Genomic DNA, 21,729 nt, shown 5'->3' with positions numbered 1-21,729 from the left:
TTACGGCGCCGCAGCAATGGTTTCGAGCACTTCAGCCAATTGCTGCTGCACTTCTGGCAGAGACATGGCAGCGTCGATGATGGCATAGCGCGACGGTGCCGCTTCGGCACGCTCGCGATAAGCGGCACGCACTTTTTCAAAAAATGCCAGTTGCTCGCTTTCAAAGCGATCGGCTTCGCCAGTGGCGGCCGCTCGCTGCAGACCGATTGCCGGATCAAGGTCCAGCAGCAGAACGCAGTCCGGGCGCAGGTCGCCCTGCACTGTCTGCTCAAGCTCCGCGATCAGTGCGCGGTCCAGCCCGCGACCACCGCCCTGATAGGCGTATGTCGCATCGGTAAAACGATCACACACTACCCACTTGCCGGCCGCCAGTGCCGGCAGTATAACGCGGCTCAGATGCTGTGCGCGGGCGGCAAACACCATCAGCAATTCCGCCGCGGGGTCGACCACTTCTTCGCGCTTTTCCAGCAGCAGTGTGCGCAGCTGCTCCGCCAGAGGTGTGCCGCCAGGCTCGCGGGTCTGGATGAAATCAATACCACGCGCCTCCAGCCACTGGGTAATAAAACGCAGATTGGTGGATTTGCCCACACCCTCTCCCCCTTCCAGGGTGATGAATTTGCCTCTGGGTAAATCTGTCATGGTTTTTTCATTGAGCCTGTTGTGCGTGCGCACCGAATTGTTCTGTTGTTTTACCGCGTCGGTTCTTCATTCGCGATTCTGGGTTTCCGCGGGTGCCGACCGATAATCCGAGCGGCGCTTCAGCTGGTACTCCTGAACTGCGCGGTTGTGGTCTGAAAGCGTCGAAGAAAAATGGTGCGAACCGTCGCCCTTGGCGACGAAGTACAGAGAGTCACCGGCTTTCGGATTCAGTGCCGCATGTATTGCCTCCCGTCCCGGGAGTGCTATCGGCGTCGGAGGCATACCGCTGATCACATACGTGTTGTAGGGCGTAATTGCACGCAAATCCGCGCGCCGCAGATTGCCATCGTAACCTTCCCCCATTCCATAAATCACGGTAGGGTCCGTCTGCAAGCGCATATTCTTGTTCAGCCGGCGTATAAACACCCCAGCAATTTCGTCCCGCTCCCAAGGCACACCGGTTTCCTTCTCCACGATAGAGGCCATAATGAGTGCGTCATAGGGATCTTTGTAGGGAAGATTTTCTGCGCGCCGTTGCCACTCTTCCTCCAGAACAATCTCCATGCGCTGATACGCTTGACGCAGAAGGTCAAGATCGGAGGAACCGGAGCGGTACACATAAGTGTCGGGGAAAATTCGGCCTTCCGGGTTGCCTTCAATGCCGAGTGCGGCAGCGGCGGCGGCCACGCTTTCGCCAGCGGCTGTCGCTTTTATCCGTGTGGCGTTGCGGATCTGTGCCAGGGCCTGCTGGAACGTCCAACCTTCCACCAGCGTTACCCGATAACGGGTGACATCGCCTCGATGTAAACGTGCCACCAGATCCATGGCGTTGCTGCCTGCGGGGACCATATATTCCCCCGGATGAATACTGCTCTGCTCCTTCAGCCGGGCATATATCCGCACCCAGATCGGTGAATGCACCACACCCTCGTCGTGCAGCCGCGAGAGAACACGGGAGAGATTACTGCCGTTTTCCACATCCATTCGCATTCCGTCCGGCGGCAGCGGCAAGGGTTTTACCAGCGCACTCTGCGCGGACCATAAGGCAGCGGCTGCACCTACAAAAGCGAGAAAAAAAATAAACAGAAATCCACGCAGCCAGGAATTCAAACCTCGCCCACCCGCATTGCTGCGCTTCACTTTTGCGTTCGTTGTTTTCTTCTTCTTTTCTATCACGGTGCCTCTACCATAATTTTTCGGCAATCGATTGCTGCAAAGCCCTTGTCGCAGGGCCGAAGGCGAACGGCTGTAATCGTTGGGACGGTGAGTTCAAAAGCCCCACAACCGGTACCACACCGCGCACGCTGTTACACACTGCCAGCTCGTCTGCTTGCTGCAAATCTTCCATCCGCAGGCGATCTTCGCCGATTTCCGCATGACCAGCCAGCCACTCGAGCATTACCCCCCTCACCCCGCAGTCAGAGAGGTCCGGAGTTACCCAGCGGCCCCTTCGATACAGCAACAGATTGCAGCGCAGCGTTTCGACCACATGGCCGTGGCAGTCAAAAAGCAATCCTTCCGCTAACGCCCTCCCAGGCAAGGAGCCCGGTAATTCCTTTGCCGCGCGATCGTACAGACTGCGTTGCAGTAATTTACAGCCAGTGACAGCGGCGGGCGTATCACTACTTCTCGTTTCCACGACACCCGCGGAGGTAAATGGAGAATGGGAGACTTCCGGTTGATGGAGTGTCTCACACCGGATCAGGTTAACCCCGCGATCCCATGGAGAAACCCGTTCAAGTGGTACCGCAGACACATCCCAGTAGATAGCCCCCCGCCAAACACCATAGCGAAAACGCATGCGTGCACCGAAAGGCCATTCCTCGGTGCTCCCGGCAACATTCTCCGCAGCGGTTTTGACCAAAGAAAGCAAAGAAGGATCCACAGAAGCGCAGCGGCCAAAGCGGCTCAGGTGCAGCGGCAATAGTGGAATCGTGCCTTTGTCGGCACGCATGGTTTCCAGCAAGCCACTGGAGAACTCGTCGTCGTCCGGCAGGGAACTCTGACGGCCCAGGGAAGAAAGCGACAGAGGCACTGGGTGAATCACAACGTCGGATAAGCGGCGCGGGTGCGACCGGCAACAGTCGCACCCGCGGCTTCCGATAATGTCAGGGAAGGCATCAGACCCGCTGAAAGATCAGCGAGCCATTGGTGCCACCAAATCCGAAGGAGTTGGACAGCACTGCATCGATCTTCATTTCCTGCGCGGTATGAGGCACCAGGTTCACCCCAGTACAATTCTCATCGACGTTGTCTAGGTTGATGGTGGGCGGTGCGATCTGATCCTTCAGTGCCATCACCGAGAAAATCGCCTCGATGGCACCGGCGGCGCCCAGCAGGTGACCGGTCATGGATTTTGTGGAGCTCACTGCGAGCTGATCCAGACACCCTTCAAACACCGAGCGCACTGCAGCAATTTCCGCTTTGTCGCCCAGCGGAGTGGAAGTGCCGTGTGCATTGATGTAGTGGATCGCCGATGCCTCAAGACCGGCATCTTTCAGTGCATTGGCCATGGACAGCGCAGCACCGGCGCCGTCTTCGGGAGGGGATGTCATGTGATGTGCATCGCCGCTCATGCCGAAGCCGCTCAGCTCCGCGTAGATTTTCGCTCCGCGGGCTTTCGCATGCTCGTACTCTTCAAGTACCAGTACACCGGCGCCCTCACCCAGCACGAAACCGTCGCGATCTTTATCCCAGGGGCGACTGGCCGCTTGCGGATTGTCATTGCGGGTTGAGAGAGCGCGCGCCGCACAGAAACCACCAAGGCCGACAGGTGTGGTCACCATCTCGGCGCCGCCACACACCATGACGTCTGCGTCACCGTACTGAATAGTGCGCAGGCCAAGACCAATCGCATGGGTGCCGGTGGTACATGCAGTGGTAGTGGAAAGGTTGGGGCCTTTCATACCGTATTTAATCGACAGATTACCGGACACCATGTTGATGATGGCACCGGGAACAAAGAATGGAGAAACCCGACGCGGACCTTTTTCCGCAATCAGGAGAGCATTGTCTTCGATCGCCGCAATGCCGCCCATCCCGGAACCGATACAGGCGCCAATACGCGCAGCGTTGGCATCGGTCACTTGCAAACCCGAGTTTTCAACCGCCTGAACCGCGGCACTAAGGCCATACTGTAAAAACATGTCCATTTTGCGCGCTTCTTTCTGCGCGACATGAGGTTCGGGGTCGAAGTTTTTAACCGTTGCGGCAAACCGGGTACTGAACGCCGACACATCAAAAGTATCAATCGGCACTACGCCGCTGGTACCGGCCAACAAGGCGGTCCAGGTATCTTCAAGGGTATTTCCCAGTGGGCTGACTGCGCCCATCCCGGTAATAACAACTCTTCTACGCGACACTTGCGCCTCCCCCGAAATCAATCAAACACGCCGGAAACTAAACTGTTTATGCCGGTCGCTATTTTACAAGGTTCCAATAGACGGAGAGCCGCGCTATGTAACATAGAACGGCTCTCACAGTACTTCAGTAACGGGTAATACTACCCCTTACCTGAGCTATCCAGCTGGGATCAACCGAGGTTCTGGTTGATGTAATCGATGGCCAGCTGAACAGTGGTGATTTTTTCTGCTTCTTCGTCAGGAATCTCAGTTTCGAATTCCTCTTCCAAAGCCATTACCAGCTCAACTGTGTCGAGGGAGTCAGCGCCCAGATCTTCAACAAAGGATGCTTCAGGTTTTACATCTTCTTCCTTCACGCCCAGTTGTTCAGCAACGATCTTTTTTACGCGCTCTTCAATGCTGCTCATGATTCAATTTAACTCCTAGTGGATAAAAATCTGATTTGGTCGCTGTTTAAAAGTTGCCCACTTCATGTGGTAATTCAGCAACCGGCTAACACAGCTTATGGTTAATGCGAGGCGGCATTGTACCCTGATTTTTTCGGGATGTAATGCACCGCCTCCCAGCAACCCTTGAATGATAAATTTTTCTTTACCAATCAATCAGTTAGGGTGATTTTTTCGAAAAAAAATCACCCCATATACATGCCGCCATTCACGTGAATGGTCTCTCCAGTCACATAGCCGCCGGCGTCACTGGCCAAAAATGCGACAACGGAAGCAATCTCTTCCGGCGCACCCAGGCGGCCCAGTGGAATCTTGCCCATAAGCGCTTCGCGCTGGGCTTCCGGCAGCACTTTAGTCATGTCGGTATCGATAAAACCCGGTGCAACGGTATTGACGGTAATTCCCCGGGAACCCACTTCCGCCGCGAGCGCGCGCGCAAAGCCCGCTACACCGGCCTTGGTAGCAGCGTAGTTGCTCTGACCGGGATTGCCCATACTGCCCACCACTGAGCTGATATTGATGATGCGGCCCCAGCGCGCCTTGGTCATATCCCGCAGACAGTTCTTGGTCACACGGTAGACGGCGGTAAGGTTGGTGTTAAGCACCGAATCCCACTCGTCGTCTTTCATGCGCATCAACAGGTTATCCTGGGTGATCCCGGCATTGTTGACAAGAATAGTGGGCGCGCCGAACTCCGCTTTTATAGAATCCAGAACATTGGCCACGCTGTCCGGACTAGTGACGTCCAGCTCCTTGCCAGCACCCTTAACGCCCTTCTCCGCGAAGCGCGCAGAAATTTTTTCAGCGCCTGCGGCACTGGTTGCAGTGCCAATCACGGTAGCGCCCTGCGCACCCAACAGGTCCGCAATGGCGGCTCCAATACCGCGGCTGGCACCGGTAACCAGAGCCACCCGGCCTTCGAGCGAAGTTGAAAAAGTCATAATTTCTCCCGTTCGCCAGTGCGTCACGCCAACTGCCACCCGGCAGTATCGCGACGAACAAGCTTGGTTTTATTGTGCGGTGGATTTTACGGCTTCAGTCAACTGTGCCGGTGTTTCGATATTGTGCGCGACAAGATTGCGATCGATTCGCTTCGCCAGACCGGCAAGTACCTTGCCGGGACCGCATTCGACCAATTGCTCGATACCAGCCGCCGTCATGGCCTGAACACATTCAGTCCAGCGCACAGGGCTATAGATCTGCTCCACCATCAGCGACTTGATCGCCGCCGGATCGGCTTCGGATGTTGCGTGCACATTGTGGATGACAGGTACTTGCGGCGCGAGGAAAGTAGTCGCCTCAATCTGTGGCGCCAGCTTCTCCGCCGCTGGGCGCATCAGCTCGGTATGAAAAGGCGCACTGACGGGCAAAGGCAAGGCGCGTTTTGCTCCCGCAGCCTTACAGGCTTCAATAGCGCGCTCAACAGCAGCAGCACTGCCAGCAATCACCACCTGGCCAGGCGAGTTGTAGTTCACCGCCGCCACGACCGCCCCTTGAGCGGCCTCAGCACAGGCACTTTCCACTGCAGGATCGTCAAGACCGATAACGGCCGCCATAGCGCCCTCTCCGGCAGGAACAGCTTCCTGCATCAGACGGCCGCGTTCACGCACCAGGCGCACCGCGTCCTCAAACGCCAGCACACCGGCACAGACCAGCGCAGACCATTCGCCGAGACTATGGCCCGCCATCATTGCCGGCTTCACACCGCCCTGCGCAAGCCACACGCGATATAACGCGACGCTCGCCGTCAACAGTAGAGGCTGGGTGCGTTCAGTAAGATTGATGTCTTCCTGAGTACCGTTCTGGACAAGATCCCACAGATCGTAGCCAAGCACGGCGGAAGCCTCGGAAAAGGTTGCGTTGATTTCCGGGAAAGATTCAGCCGCTTCCGCCAGCATACCGATCTGCTGGGAACCCTGGCCGGGAAATACAAACGCTAAAACTGGATTGGTCATGGAACATCCTTCAACCAAATAAGTGGAGCCTTAACTGGGTGGGTCTGGAAGCGGGCGACACAGCCCAGCGCGCAAACTCAGTCGCACCCTGCCTGGCGCTGCGCCTGCAGCACCATAGCTCCGCCAATCTGTTGCGCCAGATCTGACTCTGCGCACTCTTTCGCTGTGAGCATGGCGCGGTAAAACGCCTCGCTACTGGCTCCGCCATGACTCTTGATGACATTGCCTTCCAGCCCCAAAAAGCTGGCGCCATTATAACGACCGGGTTCTAGCTGTGCGCGCCATTTTCGCAACAGATTTATGGCTAATTGGCCAAAAAAACGCTTGATCGGCGCCTTTTTGTCGATTGTAAATGTCTTTTGACCAATTAGTCGTATGACGCCCTCAGCGGACTTCATCGCCACATTGCCCATCAGGCCATTGCACACCACCACGTCGACAATGCCAGTGAAAATATCGTGCCCTTCCACAAACCCCACGTAGTTGATGCCCGGGGCCGCCTGTAGCAACTGTCCGGCGCGGCGAATCTCTTCGGTCCCCTTGTGCCCCTCGGCGCCGATATTCAGCAGCGCGACGGTGAGGTCGGCCTTACCGGAAAAAACCCTTTGGGCCTCCAAGCCCATACGTGCAAACTGCAGCAGATCTTCAGCACTGCAGTCGATATTGGCACCGAGATCAAGCAGGAAGCAGGTGCCATTTTCTGTTGGCAGCGATTTCCCCAGCGCCGGGCGGCGCACCCCCTCAACAGTGCCGAGAATACTGCGACCCAGCGCCAGCAGCGCCCCAGTATTACCGGATGTGACCATGGCGCCGCAGTCGCCACTGGCAACAGCTTCCAGCGCCTTCGCCATAGAAGACTCTCGCTTGTGCCGCAGCGCCTGCACCGGGTTGCAGCCTTGAGTAATCACCTGGGCACAGTCAACCACCTCGAGACGTTCACGCACCGAGGGCGGCTCTTTGAGCAGAAGGGTTTGCAGCTGGGAGCGGGGGCCAAACAGTTTCAGTTCTGCCTGGGGAAAGCGGATGAGGAATCTTGCGCAGGCCGGAACGACAGAGCGGGGACCTAAGTCCCCGCCCATCGCATCCACGGCCAATCGTAATTGGCTGGACAAAACTTACTCTTCTTCGGAAGAGCCGCCGACATCAATCACTTTGCGACCACGGTAGAAACCGTCTTTGGTCACGTGGTGACGGTGGTGCTTCTCACCAGTAGTCGGATCTACGGACAGAGTCGGTCCGCTCAGCGCATCGTGAGAACGACGCATGCCGCGACGGGAACGGGTTTTTTTGTTCTGCTGAACAGCCATTTGGTGCTCCTAAACATAACTAACAGTTAACACCGGAACCGGGGCGCCTACCGGCGAGCCCAAACCCTTCAAACATCCCTCGAGACCAACGCTCAAGACTTGTTTGACGAACCCTTCAACTGTTCCAGTACTTTAAAGGGGTTTTCCTGTTGCTCCACCGCTTCCGGCGCCTTGCCACTATGAAACTCGTCCCGCGAGACGCATTCCTCTTCGTGATAGGCAACCATTGGCAAGTTGAGCAAAATTTCATCTTCCAACACCTGATACAAATCCAGCTCATCGCCTTCCTGTATCACCGGATCCAAAGACCGGGGTAGATTTTTCCCCTGCTCTTCAGACCACACAAAGCCCCATGCAATATCCGCTTCAATCTGCTCGCGAACTGGTTGCAGACAGCGCTGACAGGTCAGCTCCACTTGCAGCTCGACATGGCCGGTGGCTATCTGGTTGCGCTGCAGATCCCGGGCAAAGGCCAAGGTGACTGCAACGTCGCCAACCACCGACTCCGTGGAAGATACCAGTCGCGGCAATGCATCCCGCGGCACCGTACCTTCCAGTTGCTGCTCGCGCTGCACCAGTTTTCGGGCGTCTATGCGGCGCGGAAGCGCAGATTTCTGGGGGGGTATCGACATAAGCGCGCAATTCTATGGACTCACCTGAGCCTTGTCAAAACAATTCAGCCAACGCATGATCAGCGCCCAATCCCCCTATGCCAGCCGGTCTCCCGCCGGATACCCGATCCGAACACCAAGCCAGAAACTCAACTCATGCGCCAACTGATTCTAGCCTCAAGCTCCCCCTATCGCCGCGCCCTGCTCGCAAAGCTGGGCATCCCATTCGATTGCGCAGCACCCTATATAAAGGAAGAAGCATTACCCGGTGAGTCGGCCGCAACACTCGCCAGCCGCCTGGCAACGGAAAAAGCACTTGCACTGACCGCGCAATTCCCCGGCGCCCTGATCATCGGCTCGGATCAGGTAGCGGAATGCGACGGACAACTGCTCGGAAAGCCCGGCAATACGGAAAATGCCATCGCGCAACTCCGGCTCTGTGCCGGGCGAAAGGTCAACTTCCACACAGGCCTCTGCCTCGCAGACGCCCTGAGCGGCAAACACAGCACACTGTGTGAAACCTTCAGCGTGCACTTCCGCAACCTGAGCCCGGAAGAGATTCGACGCTACGTCGAGCTCGATCAACCACTCGATTGCGCGGGATCCTTTAAAGCCGAAGGCTTAGGCATCGCTTTATTCGAAAAAATGGAAGGGAATGACCCTAATACCCTGATCGGACTCCCATTAATACGATTGATTGACCTACTCAGACAGTACCAACTCGACCCACTCAGCCGCACGCCAAGCTGACACTGCCAGCGCTGCGACACGGTACTAGGCGTGCTCGCCACACCCTCACACAGCGCAACACGGATTGTCACGCCCGCCGCAGATTGCCCAGCACTGCCTCAAGCTCCGCAGGCAGCGGCGCCGTGACATCCACTCTTTTCCCGTCTGGCAAAGTACATTTCACGCCTGCGGAATGAAGAAACAGGCGCCTCAATCCCAGATCGCGAAAGGCGCTGTTCACCTCATCCGGTGTGTACTTGGCATCGCCAGCCAGAGGGCAACCCACAAACTGTGCATGCACGCGGATCTGGTGGGTGCGCCCGGTCACTGGCTCGGCGGACATCAGGGTTGCCCCATTAAAGCGCTCCTCAACCTGGAATCGGGTTGTCGACGGCTTGCCCTCGCCATCTACTACCACCATACGCTCACCACTTTTCAGCGTATTTTTCTTCAGCGGCGCCTCAACCAGCTTGCGCCCACGGGGCCACTTGCCCGCCGCCAGCGCCAGGTAGGATTTACCCAACTTGCCAGCGCGAAGCTCAGATTGAATATGCAGCAGGACCGCCCGCTTGCGCGCCACCAGAATGGCACCGCTGGTGTCGCGATCAAGACGGTGCACAAGCTCCATAAATGGACTCTCTGGATACATCTGCCGTAGCGCCTCAATCAACCCCAGGCGCACGCCGCTGCCACCATGCACCGCAAGCCCGGCGGGCTTGTTAACCACCAGCAGGCCGCCTTCATCAAACAGAATCGCACTCTCCAGCACCCTGCGCAGCGCTTCTCCAGCCACCGCCGGCACAGACTCCTCGGCCATACGAATCGGCGGCACCCGCACCAGATCACCACCCTGCAGCCGATACTCCGCCTTCACCCTTCCTTTATTTACCCGCACCTCGCCCTTGCGCAGAATCCGGTAGATGCGCGAGCGCGGCACACCCTTGAGGCGTGCCTGCAGAAAATTGTCTATGCGCTGCCCCGCCAACTCTTCGGGGACAGTAAAAAATTGCACACCGGAGCCCTGGGGCGATGGCGACTGATCAGTACTCATGAGGGAACGGGCGACCTGGGAAGTAAAAACGGGAGGGTTACTGCTTACCGGGCGCATGATAGCTCCATGCCCTGCCCTTTTAAAGCGCCGCAATTGAAGCAGGAAATACCCCGTGGTATATTCGGCCGGCCTGTATTGGGGCTGGTTTTCGGCGGTGCACGGTTTTTCTGCTATACAAAACTCAGGTGCCGCTCTTGAGAAAATACCGCCAATCGGGCCGGTGCGCGGAAAACCGCGTTATCAACAAAACTCTGTCGGCAAGACACTTCGAGAGCGCGTCGAAAGGCTTATCGAAAGATAGCGTCAAAGGGACCAGGCTAAAGAAGCCACTCCTGAAGCTCTCGCCGACCTGACCCCGTCGACACGGGATTTTTGCGAAGGTAAGACGGGCTGACGCCCGCAGCGCTTGGAACAAACTCGATTCGTTACATCTCGCTCCGAGAACGATCCGCCAGCGACCGAACTGGCCCCCGGCCTCTGCAACGATGCCCAATGCCATCCTTGCACCGCCGGTAACAACTAGATATGACCATCAGGGCCCAGCCACGAGCCGGCCCCGGAGCCAGAAGCGATGTAACCCATGTCTGCCCTAGCCGGCAGGCAGCCAGGACCCGCCCGGGAACTACACGAGGCCGGCCTGGCAGGAAACGGATACCAAACCGAGAACGGGTATCCGGAGTTAACAAGGTATGACGCCCGCAGGCGCCTATAGGGGCGGCTCCGTGCGGTGCGCGTACATACTGCCGTGAACACGGGATTCTCCCGTCTCACCGCCGTACCACCATAGCCTGCGAGCTTCAGCGGTGTTTTACCTTTGCGCAACGCAAGGAAAAGACAAACGCATGAAGAGAATGCTGATCAACGCAACCCAGCCCGAAGAGCTGCGCGTTGCACTGGTCGACGGCCAATGGCTGTACGACCTGGATATTGAAAACCGCACCCGCGAACAGAAAAAAGCCAACATCTACAAGGGTAAGATCACCCGTGTAGAACCCTCTCTTGAAGCCGCCTTCGTCGACTACGGTGCTGAGCGCCACGGCTTCCTTCCGCTTAAAGAAATTTCCCGCGAATACTTCAACAAACAGCCCAAAGACATCGAAGGCCGCATCAAGATCAAGGATGTGGTCAAAGAGGGTATGGAAGTCATAGTCCAGGTGGACAAGGAAGAGCGCGGCAACAAGGGCGCAGCCCTGACCACTTTTATCAGCCTCGCCGGCCGCTACCTGGTACTGATGCCCAACAACCCGCGCGCAGGCGGTATCTCCCGCCGCATCGAAGGTGAAGAGCGCAGCGATCTGCGCGACGCCCTGTCCGATGTGGAAGTCCCCTCCGGCATGGGCATCATCGTGCGCACAGCCGGCGTTGGCCGCAGCGGCGAAGAACTGCAGTGGGACCTCAACTACCTGCTGCAACTGTGGACCGCCATCAAAAAAGAAGCCGACGAAGCCAAGGCACCGCACTTCCTGTTCCAGGAAAGCAACGTCATCATCCGCGCCATCCGCGACTACATGCGCGATGACATCGGCGAAGTGATCGTCGATGAGGAAGGCGCCTACCAGCTGGCCGCCGAGTTCGCCCGTCAGGTGATGCCGAACTACGCCAACAAGGTGAAGTACTACGAAGACAACATCCCGCTGTTCAATCGCTACCAGATTGAAAGCCAGATCGAGACCGCGTTCGAGCGCGAAGTGAAGCTGCCCTCTGGTGGCTCCATCGTTATCGACGTCACCGAAGCGCTGGTCTCTATCGACATCAACTCCTCCCGCGCCACCAAAGGCGGTGACATTGAGGAAACCGCGCGCGCCATCAACCTGGAAGCCGCGGACGAGATCGCCCGCCAGCTGCGCTTGCGCGACATGGGCGGCCTGGTGGTCATCGACTTCATCGACATGCAGAACAAGTCCAACCAGCGCGAAGTCGAAAAGCGCATGGAAAAGGCCCTCGGCATGGACCGCGCCCGGGTACAGGTAGGCCGTATCTCCCGTTTCGGCCTGTTGGAAATGTCCCGCCAGCGCCTGCGCCCGTCTCTGGGTGAAACCACCTTCCGCGTCTGCCCCCGCTGTAGCGGCCAAGGCACCATTCGCGGCACCAAGTCCCTCGCCCTGTCCATCCTGCGGCTGGTGGAAGAGGAAGCCAAGAAAGAGCGCAGCGCAGAGATTCGCGCGATCACTCCGGTGAACGTCGCAACTTACCTGCTCAATGAAAAACGCAAGGCCATCTCCAACATCGAAGCCCGCAACCACACTCGCGTGGTGGTGGTGCCAAACGCCGATCTGGAGACCCCGCACTTCGAAGTGCTGCGCCTGCGCGATGACGATTCCACAACCGTTGAGACCTCCTACAAGATCTCAGGCACCATCGAGGAAACCGTCAACAAGAACCGGGAAGAAGAGCCCCTGCGCGCGCCGGTTGCCCAGCCTGCTGTACAGCAGATCGCACACACGGCTCCGGCACCGACTCCTGTGGCCAAGCCCAAGCCGAAAAGCGAGACGCCAGCCGAGCCTGGACTGTTCAGCCGCCTGATCAGCGCCATCGCCGCACTGTTTAGCAGCTCTGAAGAAAAAGAGTCCGACAGCAAACACAAAAAAGCCAAAGGTCGCGGCAAAAATTACCAGCAGCAGCGCAACCGCAACAACCAGCGCGGTGGTCGCGGACGCGGCCGCGGAAGTCGTGGCGGCCGTCGCGATGACCAGACTGGCGATGAACGCGAAGAGCGGAAATCTGACAACCGCTCGCGTCGCGGCGACAGAAACCGCGATGACAGTGCGGCCGCCGAGCGCCGCCAGGACAGCGCCGAAACCTCTCGTGACACTTCTCGCGACACATCTCGTGACAGCGCCCAGGACAGCCGCGACGGCCAACGTGATGGCCAGCGCCGCAGCCGCAGACGCCGCGGAGGCGACCGCGGTGATCGCCGCGAACAGCAGCCGAATGTGGCGGAAGCTGAAAACACCAGCCTTGAAAACGAAGCGCAAGCATCGGATTCAGACCAGGACCAGCAGCGCCCAGCGCGTCGCCCAAGCAATGTGCGCGGACGACCGCAACCCCGCCGTCGCGGTCGTCGCGGAGAAACCGCCGACACCAGCGACAATGCGGAAAGAGCCGAAAGCCAGGAAAGCGCTGACAGCGAGCAGCAGGAGCTGAATCGCGAAGTCAATGAAGCCATTGATACAGCGGAGCGCGAAACGGCCGTCAGGCCTGCGCGCGCGGAAAAATCTGCCGCCGACAGCGAAAGCCCGCGCAAGCGCGATCCCTGGTCCGACAGCAAACCGCAGATATCCGCTGATTCAGCAGTGGAAGCGCCAGAGGTGAAGGCTCCTGAGGTCAAAGCTCCTGAGGAGAAATCCGAAGTTAAACCTGCTGCCGAGCCGGCCGAACGCCCGGTAAAAGCGGAGGCCACAGTCGAAACCCGCGACACGCACACTGCACAACAGCCCATAGTGTCCGAGGAAGCGGCGCCGGAAGCGGTCAGCGCGGAAGTACAGCCAGCCGAGGAAACTGCGCCCAAAGCCGAACAGGCTGCGGCAGCCCCTGCCGAAGCCGAAACCGCAGAAGTGGTTGAAACGGAAGAAGCTGGGGAAGTCGAGGCGGAAACGGTAGAAACCAAACAGACTGAACCCGCGGTGAGCACAGCGGCAGCTGAGACAAAAGCGACTGCGGAAGAGCCAGCAACCGCTGAGGTCACCCCTGTCGCTACCGCGCGCCAGCCCGGCCGTGCGGGGAACGATCCGCGTATCAACCCCAAACCGCTGGTTGATTTCACCGTCGTTACCGCGCGCCCGGCAATCGGCGAACTGCGCCCGCTGGACACCGCTCAACCGGCAGAGATTGCCCATAAGCCACGCCCCCTGCAGCGCCCCGCCAATGACCCCCGTGTCAAACGCGATGTAGCAGAGGAAAATGGTTCCGGCTCCGCCGAAGCTGGCTGAGAACCTGTTGTTATACGGGAGCCCAATTGGGTTAGCTGATTAAAAATGCAGCTAACCCATTGAACTTCCTAAAAAAAATTGTCCGTGCACTTGTACCGGAAAAACAGCCCGGTATAATGCGCCAACAATTTGGAGGGGTGGCTGAGTGGCCTAAAGCACCGGTCTTGAAAACCGGCGAGTGTAACAGCTCCGTGGGTTCAAATCCCACCCCCTCCGCCATATAGAAGAACCCGGCTTTATGCCGGGTTTTTTTATACCTGCATTTTCCAGCGCGTCTTTCTAGCGCGTCTTTCCAGCGTTCCTATCCAGCGCGCCTTTCAAACGTTCCCTGCGCGCCACGTTGCCCGTTCAACACAAGATTACCTGCTACGCTGAATACTCGGATTCGATACCTACCCTCCCCTTTTCGCTGCAAACTCGCCTGAATCTCCAGGCGATGTTCATCGTGCAATTTCGACAATCTGAGGACTCAGAAATGACCACCCCTTATACGAAACTCGATAAACAGAACGCCGCCGTCTTGATGGTGGATCACCAGGCTGGACTGATGTCTCTGGTGCGGGATATCGACCCGGACAGATTCAAAAACAACGTATTGGCCATGGCGGACTTGGCCGAATATTTCAAGCTGCCCACCATTCTGACCACGAGTTTCGAAGACGGCCCCAACGGACCGCTGGTACCCGAATTAAAAGATAAGTTCCCGAATGCGCCTTATATTGCCCGCCCGGGCCAAATCAACGCCTGGGACAATGAGGATTTTGTCAAAGCGGTGAAAGACACCGGCAAAAAACAGCTGTTGATTGCCGGCATCGTTACCGAAGTCTGTGTGGCCTTTCCGGCATTGTCGGCCATCGAAGAAGGTTTCGATGTATTCGTGGTAACGGACGCCTCAGGCACATTTAACGAGTTCACCCGACATTCTGCATGGCAGCGGATGGCCGCAGCGGGTGCGCAAATGATGACCTGGTTCGGCGTCGCGTGCGAATTGCACCGCGATTGGCGCAACGACATAGAGGGACTCGGCACACTGTTCAGTAATCACATCCCCGACTATCGCAACCTCATGACCAGCTACGCGCAACAAACGTCCGGAAAATAGCGAAGTCACCCATGAATAAACCTTCCCCCCAGATTGCTGCGCCCCCTGAGAATGCGATCACCCGCAGAAAAGCGGTAAAGAATGCGGCGGCGCTTGGCATGCTCGCACTGTTCGGTCCCCTGGCGGCGGGCGGGGCTCCCGGAGGAGAAACCGCAATGGCAGACCTGGTTCTGTATAACGGTAAAATCACCACGCTGGACCCGAAAAAGCCGGAAGTTACCGCAATTGCCATCCGCAACGGGCTGGTACTGGATACAGGCACTGACAAAGAAATCATGCGCCTGGCGGACAGCAAAACACAGCTAGTGGATCTCGATGGCAAGCGCGTTATTCCGGGCTTGAACGACAGCCATACCCACCTGATTCGGGGTGGACTCAATTACAACATGGAGCTGCGCTGGGAGAATGTTCCATCCCTGGCGGACGCTCTGCGGATGTTGAAGGAGCAGGCAGACCGCACGCCTGCGCCCCAGTGGGTACGCGTTGTCGGAGGCTGGTCCGAGTTTCAGTTCTCTGAACGCCGAATGCCGACGCTCGATGAAATTAACAAGGCCGCCCCAGATACCCCTGTTTTTGTTCTCCATCTGTATTCACACGCGCTGTTGAACCGCGCCGCCCTAAAAGCAGCGGGAATTGACCGCAATACCCCCAACCCGCCGGGCGGGGTGATAGAGAAAAATGCCAAAGGTGAACCCACTGGCATGCTGATTGCCAAACCCTCGGCGATGATTCTCTACTCCACACTGGCGAAGGGTCCAAAACTGCCGCTACAGGAGCAGATCAATTCCACACGACACTTTATGCGCGAGATGAACCGTCTGGGTATCACATCCGTCATCGACGCCGGTGGCGGCGGCCAGAACTACCCAGACGATTATGCGGTGGTGCAGAAATTACACGACGACGAGCAGCTCACCGTACGGATAGCCTACAACCTGTTTGCCCAGAAAGCCGGTTCGGAACTCAGTGACTACGAGCGCTGGGTTGCAATGACGGAGCCCGGTGCCGGCGACGACATGCTGCGGATGAATGGCGGTGGCGAAAATCTGACCTGGTCGGCCGCCGACTTTGAAAACTTCCTTGAACCCCGCCCCGACCTCGCTCCGACCATGGAGAAGGAACTGGAACCGATTGTCGAACTCCTGGCGGAGAAAGCATGGCCCTTCCGGATACATGCCACCTACGATGAATCTATCGACCGATTTCTTACCGTGTTTGAACGGGTCAACGGAAAAACGCCGTTCAAAACCCGATTCATCATTGACCATGCCGAGACCATCAGCGAGCGTAATATCGAACGTATCAAAGCGCTTGGGGGCGGCATAGCCACCCAGCATCGAATGGCGTTCCAGGGCGAGTACTTTGTCGATCGCTACGGCGCCGATGCCGCCAAGACGACGCCGCCCATCGCCAAGATGCTCGCTATGGATCTACCGGTCGGCGCCGGCACAGATGCCACCCGCGTCGCCTCTTACGATCCCTGGACCGCGCTGTACTGGCTCACCACCGGGAAAACGGTGGGCGGACTATCGCTGTATGACCGCGAGAACATTCTCGACAGGGCCACTGCCCTGCGCCTGTGGACCCAGGGCTCGGCGTGGTTTTCCGGCGAAGACGATGTCAAAGGCAGCCTGGCACCCGGCCAGTATGCCGATCTCGCGGTGCTGTCTCAGGACTACTTCCATGTGTCGGATGCGGCGATCCGGCAGCTTGTTTCGCAACTGACGGTCGTGGACGGAAAAATCGTTTATGCCGCAGGCCCGTTCGGCAAACTGGACCCTCCCCTGCCCCCGGCCAGCCCGGACTGGAGCCCGGTCAACCGCGAGCCATCGCCGGCCATGCGCCAAGCCAGTGCTGTGGCGCACGGACAGCAACCCGGGCCCGTTGCGCGCGCCTGCCACGAAGGATGCGCGAACGCCTGTGCGCTTCACGGCCACCGTCACCAGATCGCCTGGAATTCCCCTATTCCCGCACGTGATCCAAGGGATTTCTGGGGCGTCCTGGGCTGTTCCTGTTTCGCCATCTGAGACGCGGAAGGATAAAGGGTGTCGGTCGACCAGCACGTAGAAAACACCTCGGCGTGGGCGCCGTTTCGCCACAGTGCATTTGCGGTGCTGTGGATGGCGACCGTCATCTCCAATATCGGTACCTGGATGCACGATGTTGCTTCCGGCTGGCTGATGACGTCGCTATCACCATCTCCACTGATGGTGGCGCTGGTCCAGGCCGCCACCAGCGCGCCGGTATTCCTGTTCGCCCTCGCCGCCGGCGCCCTTGCCGATCTTGCCGGGCGCCGCAAGCTATTGATCACCGTCATGGTGCTGTTGTTTTTTAATACCCTGGCACTGGCTGGCCTGGTGTTCACAGACAGGGTCACGCCCTGGACCTTGCTCCTGTTCACATTTCTATCCGGTACCGGCGCAGCGTTTGTCGCACCGGCCTGGCAGGCGATTGTCCCGCAGCTGGTGCCACGGGCCGATCTGCAGTCCGCCATCGCCTTGAACGGCGTCGGCATAAATATCAGCCGGGCCATTGGACCCGCGCTGGCCGGAGCCATCATTGCCGCGATCGGCATTGCCTGGCCCTATCTGATAAACGCGGTGAGTTTTTTGGTGGTGATCGCCGCGCTGGTATGGTGGCACCCGCCACCCTCTCCCCCAAGCGACCTGCCCGCCGAGCGGTTCTTCAGCGCCATGCGCGCCGGATTGCGCTATGTGCGGGCGAGTCTCGCAATGCGCGCGACACTGATACGCGCTGTGGCATTTTTTCTGTTTGTCAGCGCTTTCTGGGCGCTGTTGCCACTGGTCGCACGCCAGGAGTTGAATGGTGGCCCGCAACTGTATGGCATTATTCTCGCGGCTGTGGGCGTGGGTGCCGTGGTGGGCGCGCTCTTTCTTCCCAGGCTGGCGAGAAAATTCGGCCCGGATCAACTGGTCGCACTGGGCACACTGGGCACGGCACTGGTTCTGATCGTTCTCGCGCTGGTCAAGCGAGCCGATGCCGCGATCTTCGCCAGTCTGCTCGCCGGCGCCTGCTGGATTACGGTGCTCTCGCGCCTGAATATCTCCGCACAGCTGGCGCTGCCCGACTGGGTGCGCGCCAGGGGGCTGTCGATCTTCATCACGATATTTTTCGGTTCAATGACACTCGGCAGCATCCTCTGGGGGCAGGTGGCAACGAGCATTGGCATTCCCTTTACCCAGCTGGTGGCGGCAGCAGGGGCGCTAATTGCCGCACTTCTCAGCTGGCGCTTCAGACTGTTGCAGGGAGACGAGCTGAATCACTCGCCGAGCAGCTACTGGCCACAACCGGTGGTCGCCAGTGACGTGTCGCTGGATCGCGGGCCGGTGATGGTAACCGTCGAATATCGTATTGATCCCGATAACATCCAGGAATTCGTGGCCGCGATCTGTGAGCTGAAGGCCTCGCGCCAACGACACGGAGCCTACGCCTGGGGGCTTTTTGAGGACGTGGCCGATCCGGGCCGAATGCTCGAATACTTTATCGAGGATTCCTGGGTGGCGCATTTACGCCACCACCGCCGCACATCGGTCCTGGACAGCGAGATCCAACAGCGCGTCCTGCGCTTCCAGGCAAACGGCAGCGCCCCGCGTGTTACCCACTATCTCGCGCCCGATCCCCTGCGTCCGGCCTCAGACCAGGCAGTGGTCGACGACCATTCCCTGCGTTGATGACATCACAAACCTTGTATGTGGTAGCTATTACCGGCGCTCTGCTGACCCAAGGCGTACTGGCTGATGCCGACGGCACACTGCCGCCATTAGCAAAGCTGCGGTTTGACGAAGATTATTCAGACATGCGCAACCAGCCGGCCGCAACGGGTTGGCCCGAGCGCGTAAAGTACATTCCCTTCGGAAAGTCCGGCCCGAGCTACGTAACCCTCGGCGGAGAAATCCGGCAGCGGTATGAGTACACGAACAATCCGACGTTTGGTCAAAGCCCGCAGGATGCCCATGGCGTCTGGTTTCAACGCTATTCGATTCTGGCCGACGTGCATTGGAGTCCGCGGTTTCGCCTGTTTGCACAATTAAACAGTGCGCTTGAAACGGGTCGAGCCGAAGGCCCAAGTCCCGTCGACGAAAACGAACTTGCCTGGCAAAACCTCTTTCTGGACATTGGCTTTGCCAGCGCTGACGCGCGCGTACTGACCCTCCGCCCTGGCCGCCAGGAAATTGTGCTCGGCTCCGGCCGACTGGTGGATGTGCGGGAGGGCCCCAACGTCAGACGTACATTCGACGGCGTCCGCGGGTTTTATCTCTGCGATCAGTTTCGCTTGGATCTGCTCGCTACCCGCCCCCGCACCGATGAACCCGGCGTATTTGATGACGAGACCAGCGACCGATACGCGCTGTGGGGCGCCTACGCAACCAAAGCGCGGCCGCTCGACACCGCGGGAAATCTCGACCTGTACTACCTGGGCTATGAAGACAAAAATGCGCTCTATGTCCAAGGCTCCGGCCGGGAGCACAGACATTCGATCGGACTTCGATACTGGGGCGAACAGAACGATTGGAGCTGGAATTGGGAAACACTGTATCAGTTTGGCCATTTCGCCCGCGATGACATCCACGCGTGGACGCTGGCGACGGAGACCGCCTACCGCTGGCAGCAGCACCCATGGAAACCACAGCTGCGCTTCAGCGTAAATATCGCCAGTGGCGACAAAAATCCGGACGATGGGACCCTGGGTACTTTCAATCCACTGTTTCCCCGCGGCAACTACTTCTCTGAAGCCGCCGTTCTAGGCCCGCGCAATTTTTACAATTTCCATACCTTCGTCAACATATTGCCCACTGCTGACTGGTCACTGACTGCCGACCTGAATTTTTTCTGGCGCCTGCAGACGGAGGATGGTCTATACAGTCCGAGTGGACAGATTATCCGCGCGCCAATGGGCAGCGACAGTCACTTCGCTACCACCGCCCTCTCATTGACCGCCGAATATACCTTCTTCCGCGGACTGGTGTTCACCGCGATTTATACGTTTGGCAATCCGGAAGCGTTTTTCCGGGACACTGGCCCTGCAGACGATCTGAGTTTTACCGAACTGACCTTGCAGTATAGATTTTGACCAACCTCGGAAAAATCTCTCGCGCCCCTCTTAAAACGCCATCAATTAATGCTTAATGCCGCCACCGGCACACATTCTTCCGGTAAACCGGGAACGCTTCGCCAATACTCATCAACACGATGAATAGAGCCCCCGAAACCACAGCGCCGCCGCCAATCCTGGTGGACACCGAAAGTATTCTCTCGTTCGCCATCGCATTGGGCCTGGGCCTGATTATTGGCTTGCAACGCGAGCGCACGACGGACCGCCTAGGGGGTATCCGCACTTTCCCGCTGATTGCCCTGTTTGGCGCTCTATCCGCCCATTTGGGCCGCAATCCGGGTATGGGCTGGATGATGCTCACCGGGTTGCTCATCATGACGGTGCTCATACTGCTGGGAAATCTGGAGCGATTGCGCGGTAGGGACGAGTACACCGGTATCACTACGGAAGTCAGTGCACTGCTGGTGTATTTGCTCGGAGCATTCCTGGTGCTTGGCGACAAAACCGTCGCTGTAGTCTTAGGCGCAACGATCGCCGTGCTGTTGCATTTCAAACCCGGAATGCACGCCTTTGCGGAAAAGCTGTCGGACAAAGACTTGCGGTCCATCATGCAGTTTGCCGTACTTTCACTGATCATCCTGCCAGTGCTCCCCAACCGCACCTTCGGTCCCTACGACGTACTCAATCCGTTTCAGATCTGGCTTTTGGTCGTACTGATCGTCGGTATCGGTCTCGGCGGTTACGCGGTATACAAGATCGCCGGCCCCAGGGTCGGCACTATGCTCAGCGGCCTGATTGGCGGCCTCATATCGTCTACCGCGACCACGGTCACCTATGCCCGTATGGCGCGCAGCCAGGAGAAAGCCACGGGCTTGGCGGCACTGGTCATACTGCTCGCCTCCACCAGCATGTTTATTCGTATGTTTGTGGAGATAATTGCGGTGGCGCCACGCATGCTTAGCGCTCTGATCCCGCCACTGGGCATGCTGTTTGTGGTAAGCCTGACAGTTTGTGGCGCCGCCTACCTGCGCGTCCAGCACCGCGAGAACGCCATGCCGGAGCCGGGTAATCCGGCGGAACTAAAACCGGCGCTGATCTTCGGCGCGCTTTACGCGGTGGTGTTGTTGGCAATTGCCGCCGGTAAAGAGTACTTCGGCAATCGCGGCATTTATGTTGTCGCCCTACTGTCCGGCTTTACCGACGTAGACGCCATTACGCTGTCCACGGCCAACCTCACGGCTTCCGGTGCCATGGACGCAGATATCGCCTGGCGCGCGATGGTTATCGCAAGCCTTGCCAACCTCGTCTTCAAGCTCTGCGCGGCCGGGTTTCTCGGCGGCTGGACACTATTGCGCCGTGTGTTTGCACTGTTTGCCATCCCCTTTGCCGCAGGGCTGGCTGCGCTCTGGCTGTGGCCTTAGGTGTACTCCTGATAGTCAGACACTTGAAAATACCAAACAGTTATATTCTTCGAAACAGGTGGACACGCCCGTCACGGGTTTGGCTAGTCTTAAGGAGTACACA

Annotated in this window: 18 protein-coding genes and 1 tRNA gene; 8 read left to right on the top strand and 11 right to left on the bottom strand. The window is 58.2% G+C overall.

Translation table 11 applies throughout. The annotated features are described in order from the left end of the window. The 10 genes from tmk to FDY93_RS13255 form a co-directional block, all read right to left on the bottom strand. Positions 1–639, bottom strand: a complete 639-nt coding sequence (gene tmk, locus FDY93_RS13300) for a dTMP kinase (protein WP_138236248.1) — start codon at positions 637–639, stop codon at positions 1–3. A gap of 66 nt (positions 640–705) precedes the next feature. Next, positions 706–1,779, bottom strand: a complete 1,074-nt coding sequence (gene mltG / locus FDY93_RS13295; RefSeq protein WP_246068577.1) for an endolytic transglycosylase MltG — start codon at positions 1,777–1,779, stop codon at positions 706–708. Between the two features lie 43 nt (positions 1,780–1,822). Beyond that, positions 1,823–2,674 (bottom strand): aminotransferase class IV, encoded by an 852-nt coding sequence (locus FDY93_RS13290; RefSeq protein WP_138236246.1) that lies wholly within the window; start codon positions 2,672–2,674, stop codon positions 1,823–1,825. 85 nt (positions 2,675–2,759) lie between these two features. Next, positions 2,760–4,001, bottom strand: a complete 1,242-nt coding sequence (gene fabF, locus FDY93_RS13285; protein WP_138236245.1) for a beta-ketoacyl-ACP synthase II — start codon at positions 3,999–4,001, stop codon at positions 2,760–2,762. 170 nt (positions 4,002–4,171) lie between these two features. Then, positions 4,172–4,408 (bottom strand): acyl carrier protein, encoded by a 237-nt coding sequence (gene acpP / locus FDY93_RS13280; protein ID WP_010130751.1) that lies wholly within the window; start codon positions 4,406–4,408, stop codon positions 4,172–4,174. Between the two features lie 224 nt (positions 4,409–4,632). Continuing rightward, a complete protein-coding gene (fabG, locus tag FDY93_RS13275) occupies positions 4,633–5,388 on the bottom strand; it encodes a 3-oxoacyl-ACP reductase FabG (protein WP_138236244.1) in 756 nt (251 codons plus the stop codon). Positions 5,389–5,457: 69 nt separating this feature from the next. After that, the gene (fabD, locus tag FDY93_RS13270; RefSeq protein ID WP_138236243.1) at positions 5,458–6,402 is read right to left on the bottom strand and encodes an ACP S-malonyltransferase; all 945 of its coding nucleotides are present in this window, start codon (positions 6,400–6,402) and stop codon (positions 5,458–5,460) included. Positions 6,403–6,479: 77 nt separating this feature from the next. Beyond that, the gene (gene plsX, locus FDY93_RS13265) at positions 6,480–7,514 is read right to left on the bottom strand and encodes a phosphate acyltransferase PlsX (RefSeq protein ID WP_138236242.1); all 1,035 of its coding nucleotides are present in this window, start codon (positions 7,512–7,514) and stop codon (positions 6,480–6,482) included. Positions 7,515–7,517: 3 nt separating this feature from the next. Continuing rightward, positions 7,518–7,709, bottom strand: a complete 192-nt coding sequence (gene rpmF, locus FDY93_RS13260; RefSeq protein ID WP_043316110.1) for a 50S ribosomal protein L32 — start codon at positions 7,707–7,709, stop codon at positions 7,518–7,520. Positions 7,710–7,801: 92 nt separating this feature from the next. Continuing rightward, on the bottom strand, positions 7,802–8,341 hold the full coding sequence (locus tag FDY93_RS13255) for a YceD family protein (RefSeq protein ID WP_138236241.1): 540 nt from the start codon (positions 8,339–8,341) through the stop codon (positions 7,802–7,804). A gap of 135 nt (positions 8,342–8,476) precedes the next feature. Here FDY93_RS13255 and FDY93_RS13250 point away from each other — a divergent pair, with 135 nt between their 5' ends. Next, positions 8,477–9,070, top strand: coding sequence for a Maf family protein (locus FDY93_RS13250; protein ID WP_138236240.1), 594 nt, complete (start codon positions 8,477–8,479; stop codon positions 9,068–9,070). A gap of 67 nt (positions 9,071–9,137) precedes the next feature. On the opposite strand, the gene rluC is transcribed toward FDY93_RS13250, so the two are convergent. Next, positions 9,138–10,100 (bottom strand): 23S rRNA pseudouridine(955/2504/2580) synthase RluC, encoded by a 963-nt coding sequence (rluC, locus tag FDY93_RS13245; RefSeq protein WP_138236239.1) that lies wholly within the window; start codon positions 10,098–10,100, stop codon positions 9,138–9,140. 842 nt (positions 10,101–10,942) lie between these two features. On the opposite strand from rluC, the gene rne reads away from it, so the two are divergent. The 7 genes from rne (at position 10,943) to FDY93_RS13210 (ending at position 21,626) form a co-directional block, all read left to right on the top strand. Then, a complete protein-coding gene (gene rne / locus FDY93_RS13240) occupies positions 10,943–14,029 on the top strand; it encodes a ribonuclease E (protein ID WP_138236238.1) in 3,087 nt (1,028 codons plus the stop codon). A gap of 131 nt (positions 14,030–14,160) precedes the next feature. Then, positions 14,161–14,248 (top strand) — tRNA-Ser (locus tag FDY93_RS13235). A 217-nt stretch (positions 14,249–14,465) separates the two neighbouring features. Then, a complete protein-coding gene (gene ycaC, locus FDY93_RS13230; protein ID WP_220446192.1) occupies positions 14,466–15,131 on the top strand; it encodes an isochorismate family cysteine hydrolase YcaC in 666 nt (221 codons plus the stop codon). An 11-nt stretch (positions 15,132–15,142) separates the two neighbouring features. After that, a complete protein-coding gene (locus FDY93_RS13225; protein ID WP_220446191.1) occupies positions 15,143–17,158 on the top strand; it encodes an amidohydrolase in 2,016 nt (671 codons plus the stop codon). 18 nt (positions 17,159–17,176) lie between these two features. Beyond that, positions 17,177–18,823, top strand: coding sequence for an MFS transporter (locus tag FDY93_RS13220; protein WP_138236237.1), 1,647 nt, complete (start codon positions 17,177–17,179; stop codon positions 18,821–18,823). Beyond that, complete coding sequence (locus FDY93_RS13215; protein WP_205828062.1) at positions 18,823–20,223, top strand: alginate export family protein; 1,401 nt, start codon at positions 18,823–18,825, stop codon at positions 20,221–20,223. The genes FDY93_RS13220 and FDY93_RS13215 overlap by 1 nt, the downstream gene beginning before the upstream one ends. Positions 20,224–20,342: 119 nt before the next feature. Continuing rightward, entirely contained in the window at positions 20,343–21,626 is a 1,284-nt protein-coding gene (locus FDY93_RS13210; protein WP_138236235.1) for an MgtC/SapB family protein, read from the top strand. Positions 21,627–21,729 lie beyond the last annotated feature (103 nt).

The sequence above is a fragment of the Microbulbifer harenosus genome (assembly GCF_005771435.1).
GTDB lineage: Bacteria > Pseudomonadota > Gammaproteobacteria > Pseudomonadales > Cellvibrionaceae > Microbulbifer > Microbulbifer harenosus.
Note: the sequence above shows the minus strand (reverse complement) of the source record. Positions and strands in the feature narration are given on the sequence as shown.

Coding starts and splice junctions, on each gene's coding strand:
- tmk (WP_138236248.1), bottom strand. CDS start 639: ATGACAGATTTACCCAGAGGCAAATTCATCACCCTGGAAGGGGGAGAG.
- acpP (WP_010130751.1), bottom strand. CDS start 4,408: ATGAGCAGCATTGAAGAGCGCGTAAAAAAGATCGTTGCTGAACAACTG.
- fabG (WP_138236244.1), bottom strand. CDS start 5,388: ATGACTTTTTCAACTTCGCTCGAAGGCCGGGTGGCTCTGGTTACCGGT.
- fabD (WP_138236243.1), bottom strand. CDS start 6,402: ATGACCAATCCAGTTTTAGCGTTTGTATTTCCCGGCCAGGGTTCCCAG.
- rpmF (WP_043316110.1), bottom strand. CDS start 7,709: ATGGCTGTTCAGCAGAACAAAAAAACCCGTTCCCGTCGCGGCATGCGT.
- FDY93_RS13255 (WP_138236241.1), bottom strand. CDS start 8,341: ATGTCGATACCCCCCCAGAAATCTGCGCTTCCGCGCCGCATAGACGCC.
- FDY93_RS13250 (WP_138236240.1), top strand. CDS start 8,477: ATGCGCCAACTGATTCTAGCCTCAAGCTCCCCCTATCGCCGCGCCCTG.
- rluC (WP_138236239.1), bottom strand. CDS start 10,100: ATGAGTACTGATCAGTCGCCATCGCCCCAGGGCTCCGGTGTGCAATTT.
- rne (WP_138236238.1), top strand. CDS start 10,943: ATGAAGAGAATGCTGATCAACGCAACCCAGCCCGAAGAGCTGCGCGTT.
- ycaC (WP_220446192.1), top strand. CDS start 14,466: ATGTTCATCGTGCAATTTCGACAATCTGAGGACTCAGAAATGACCACC.
- FDY93_RS13225 (WP_220446191.1), top strand. CDS start 15,143: ATGAATAAACCTTCCCCCCAGATTGCTGCGCCCCCTGAGAATGCGATC.
- FDY93_RS13215 (WP_205828062.1), top strand. CDS start 18,823: ATGACATCACAAACCTTGTATGTGGTAGCTATTACCGGCGCTCTGCTG.
- FDY93_RS13210 (WP_138236235.1), top strand. CDS start 20,343: ATGAATAGAGCCCCCGAAACCACAGCGCCGCCGCCAATCCTGGTGGAC.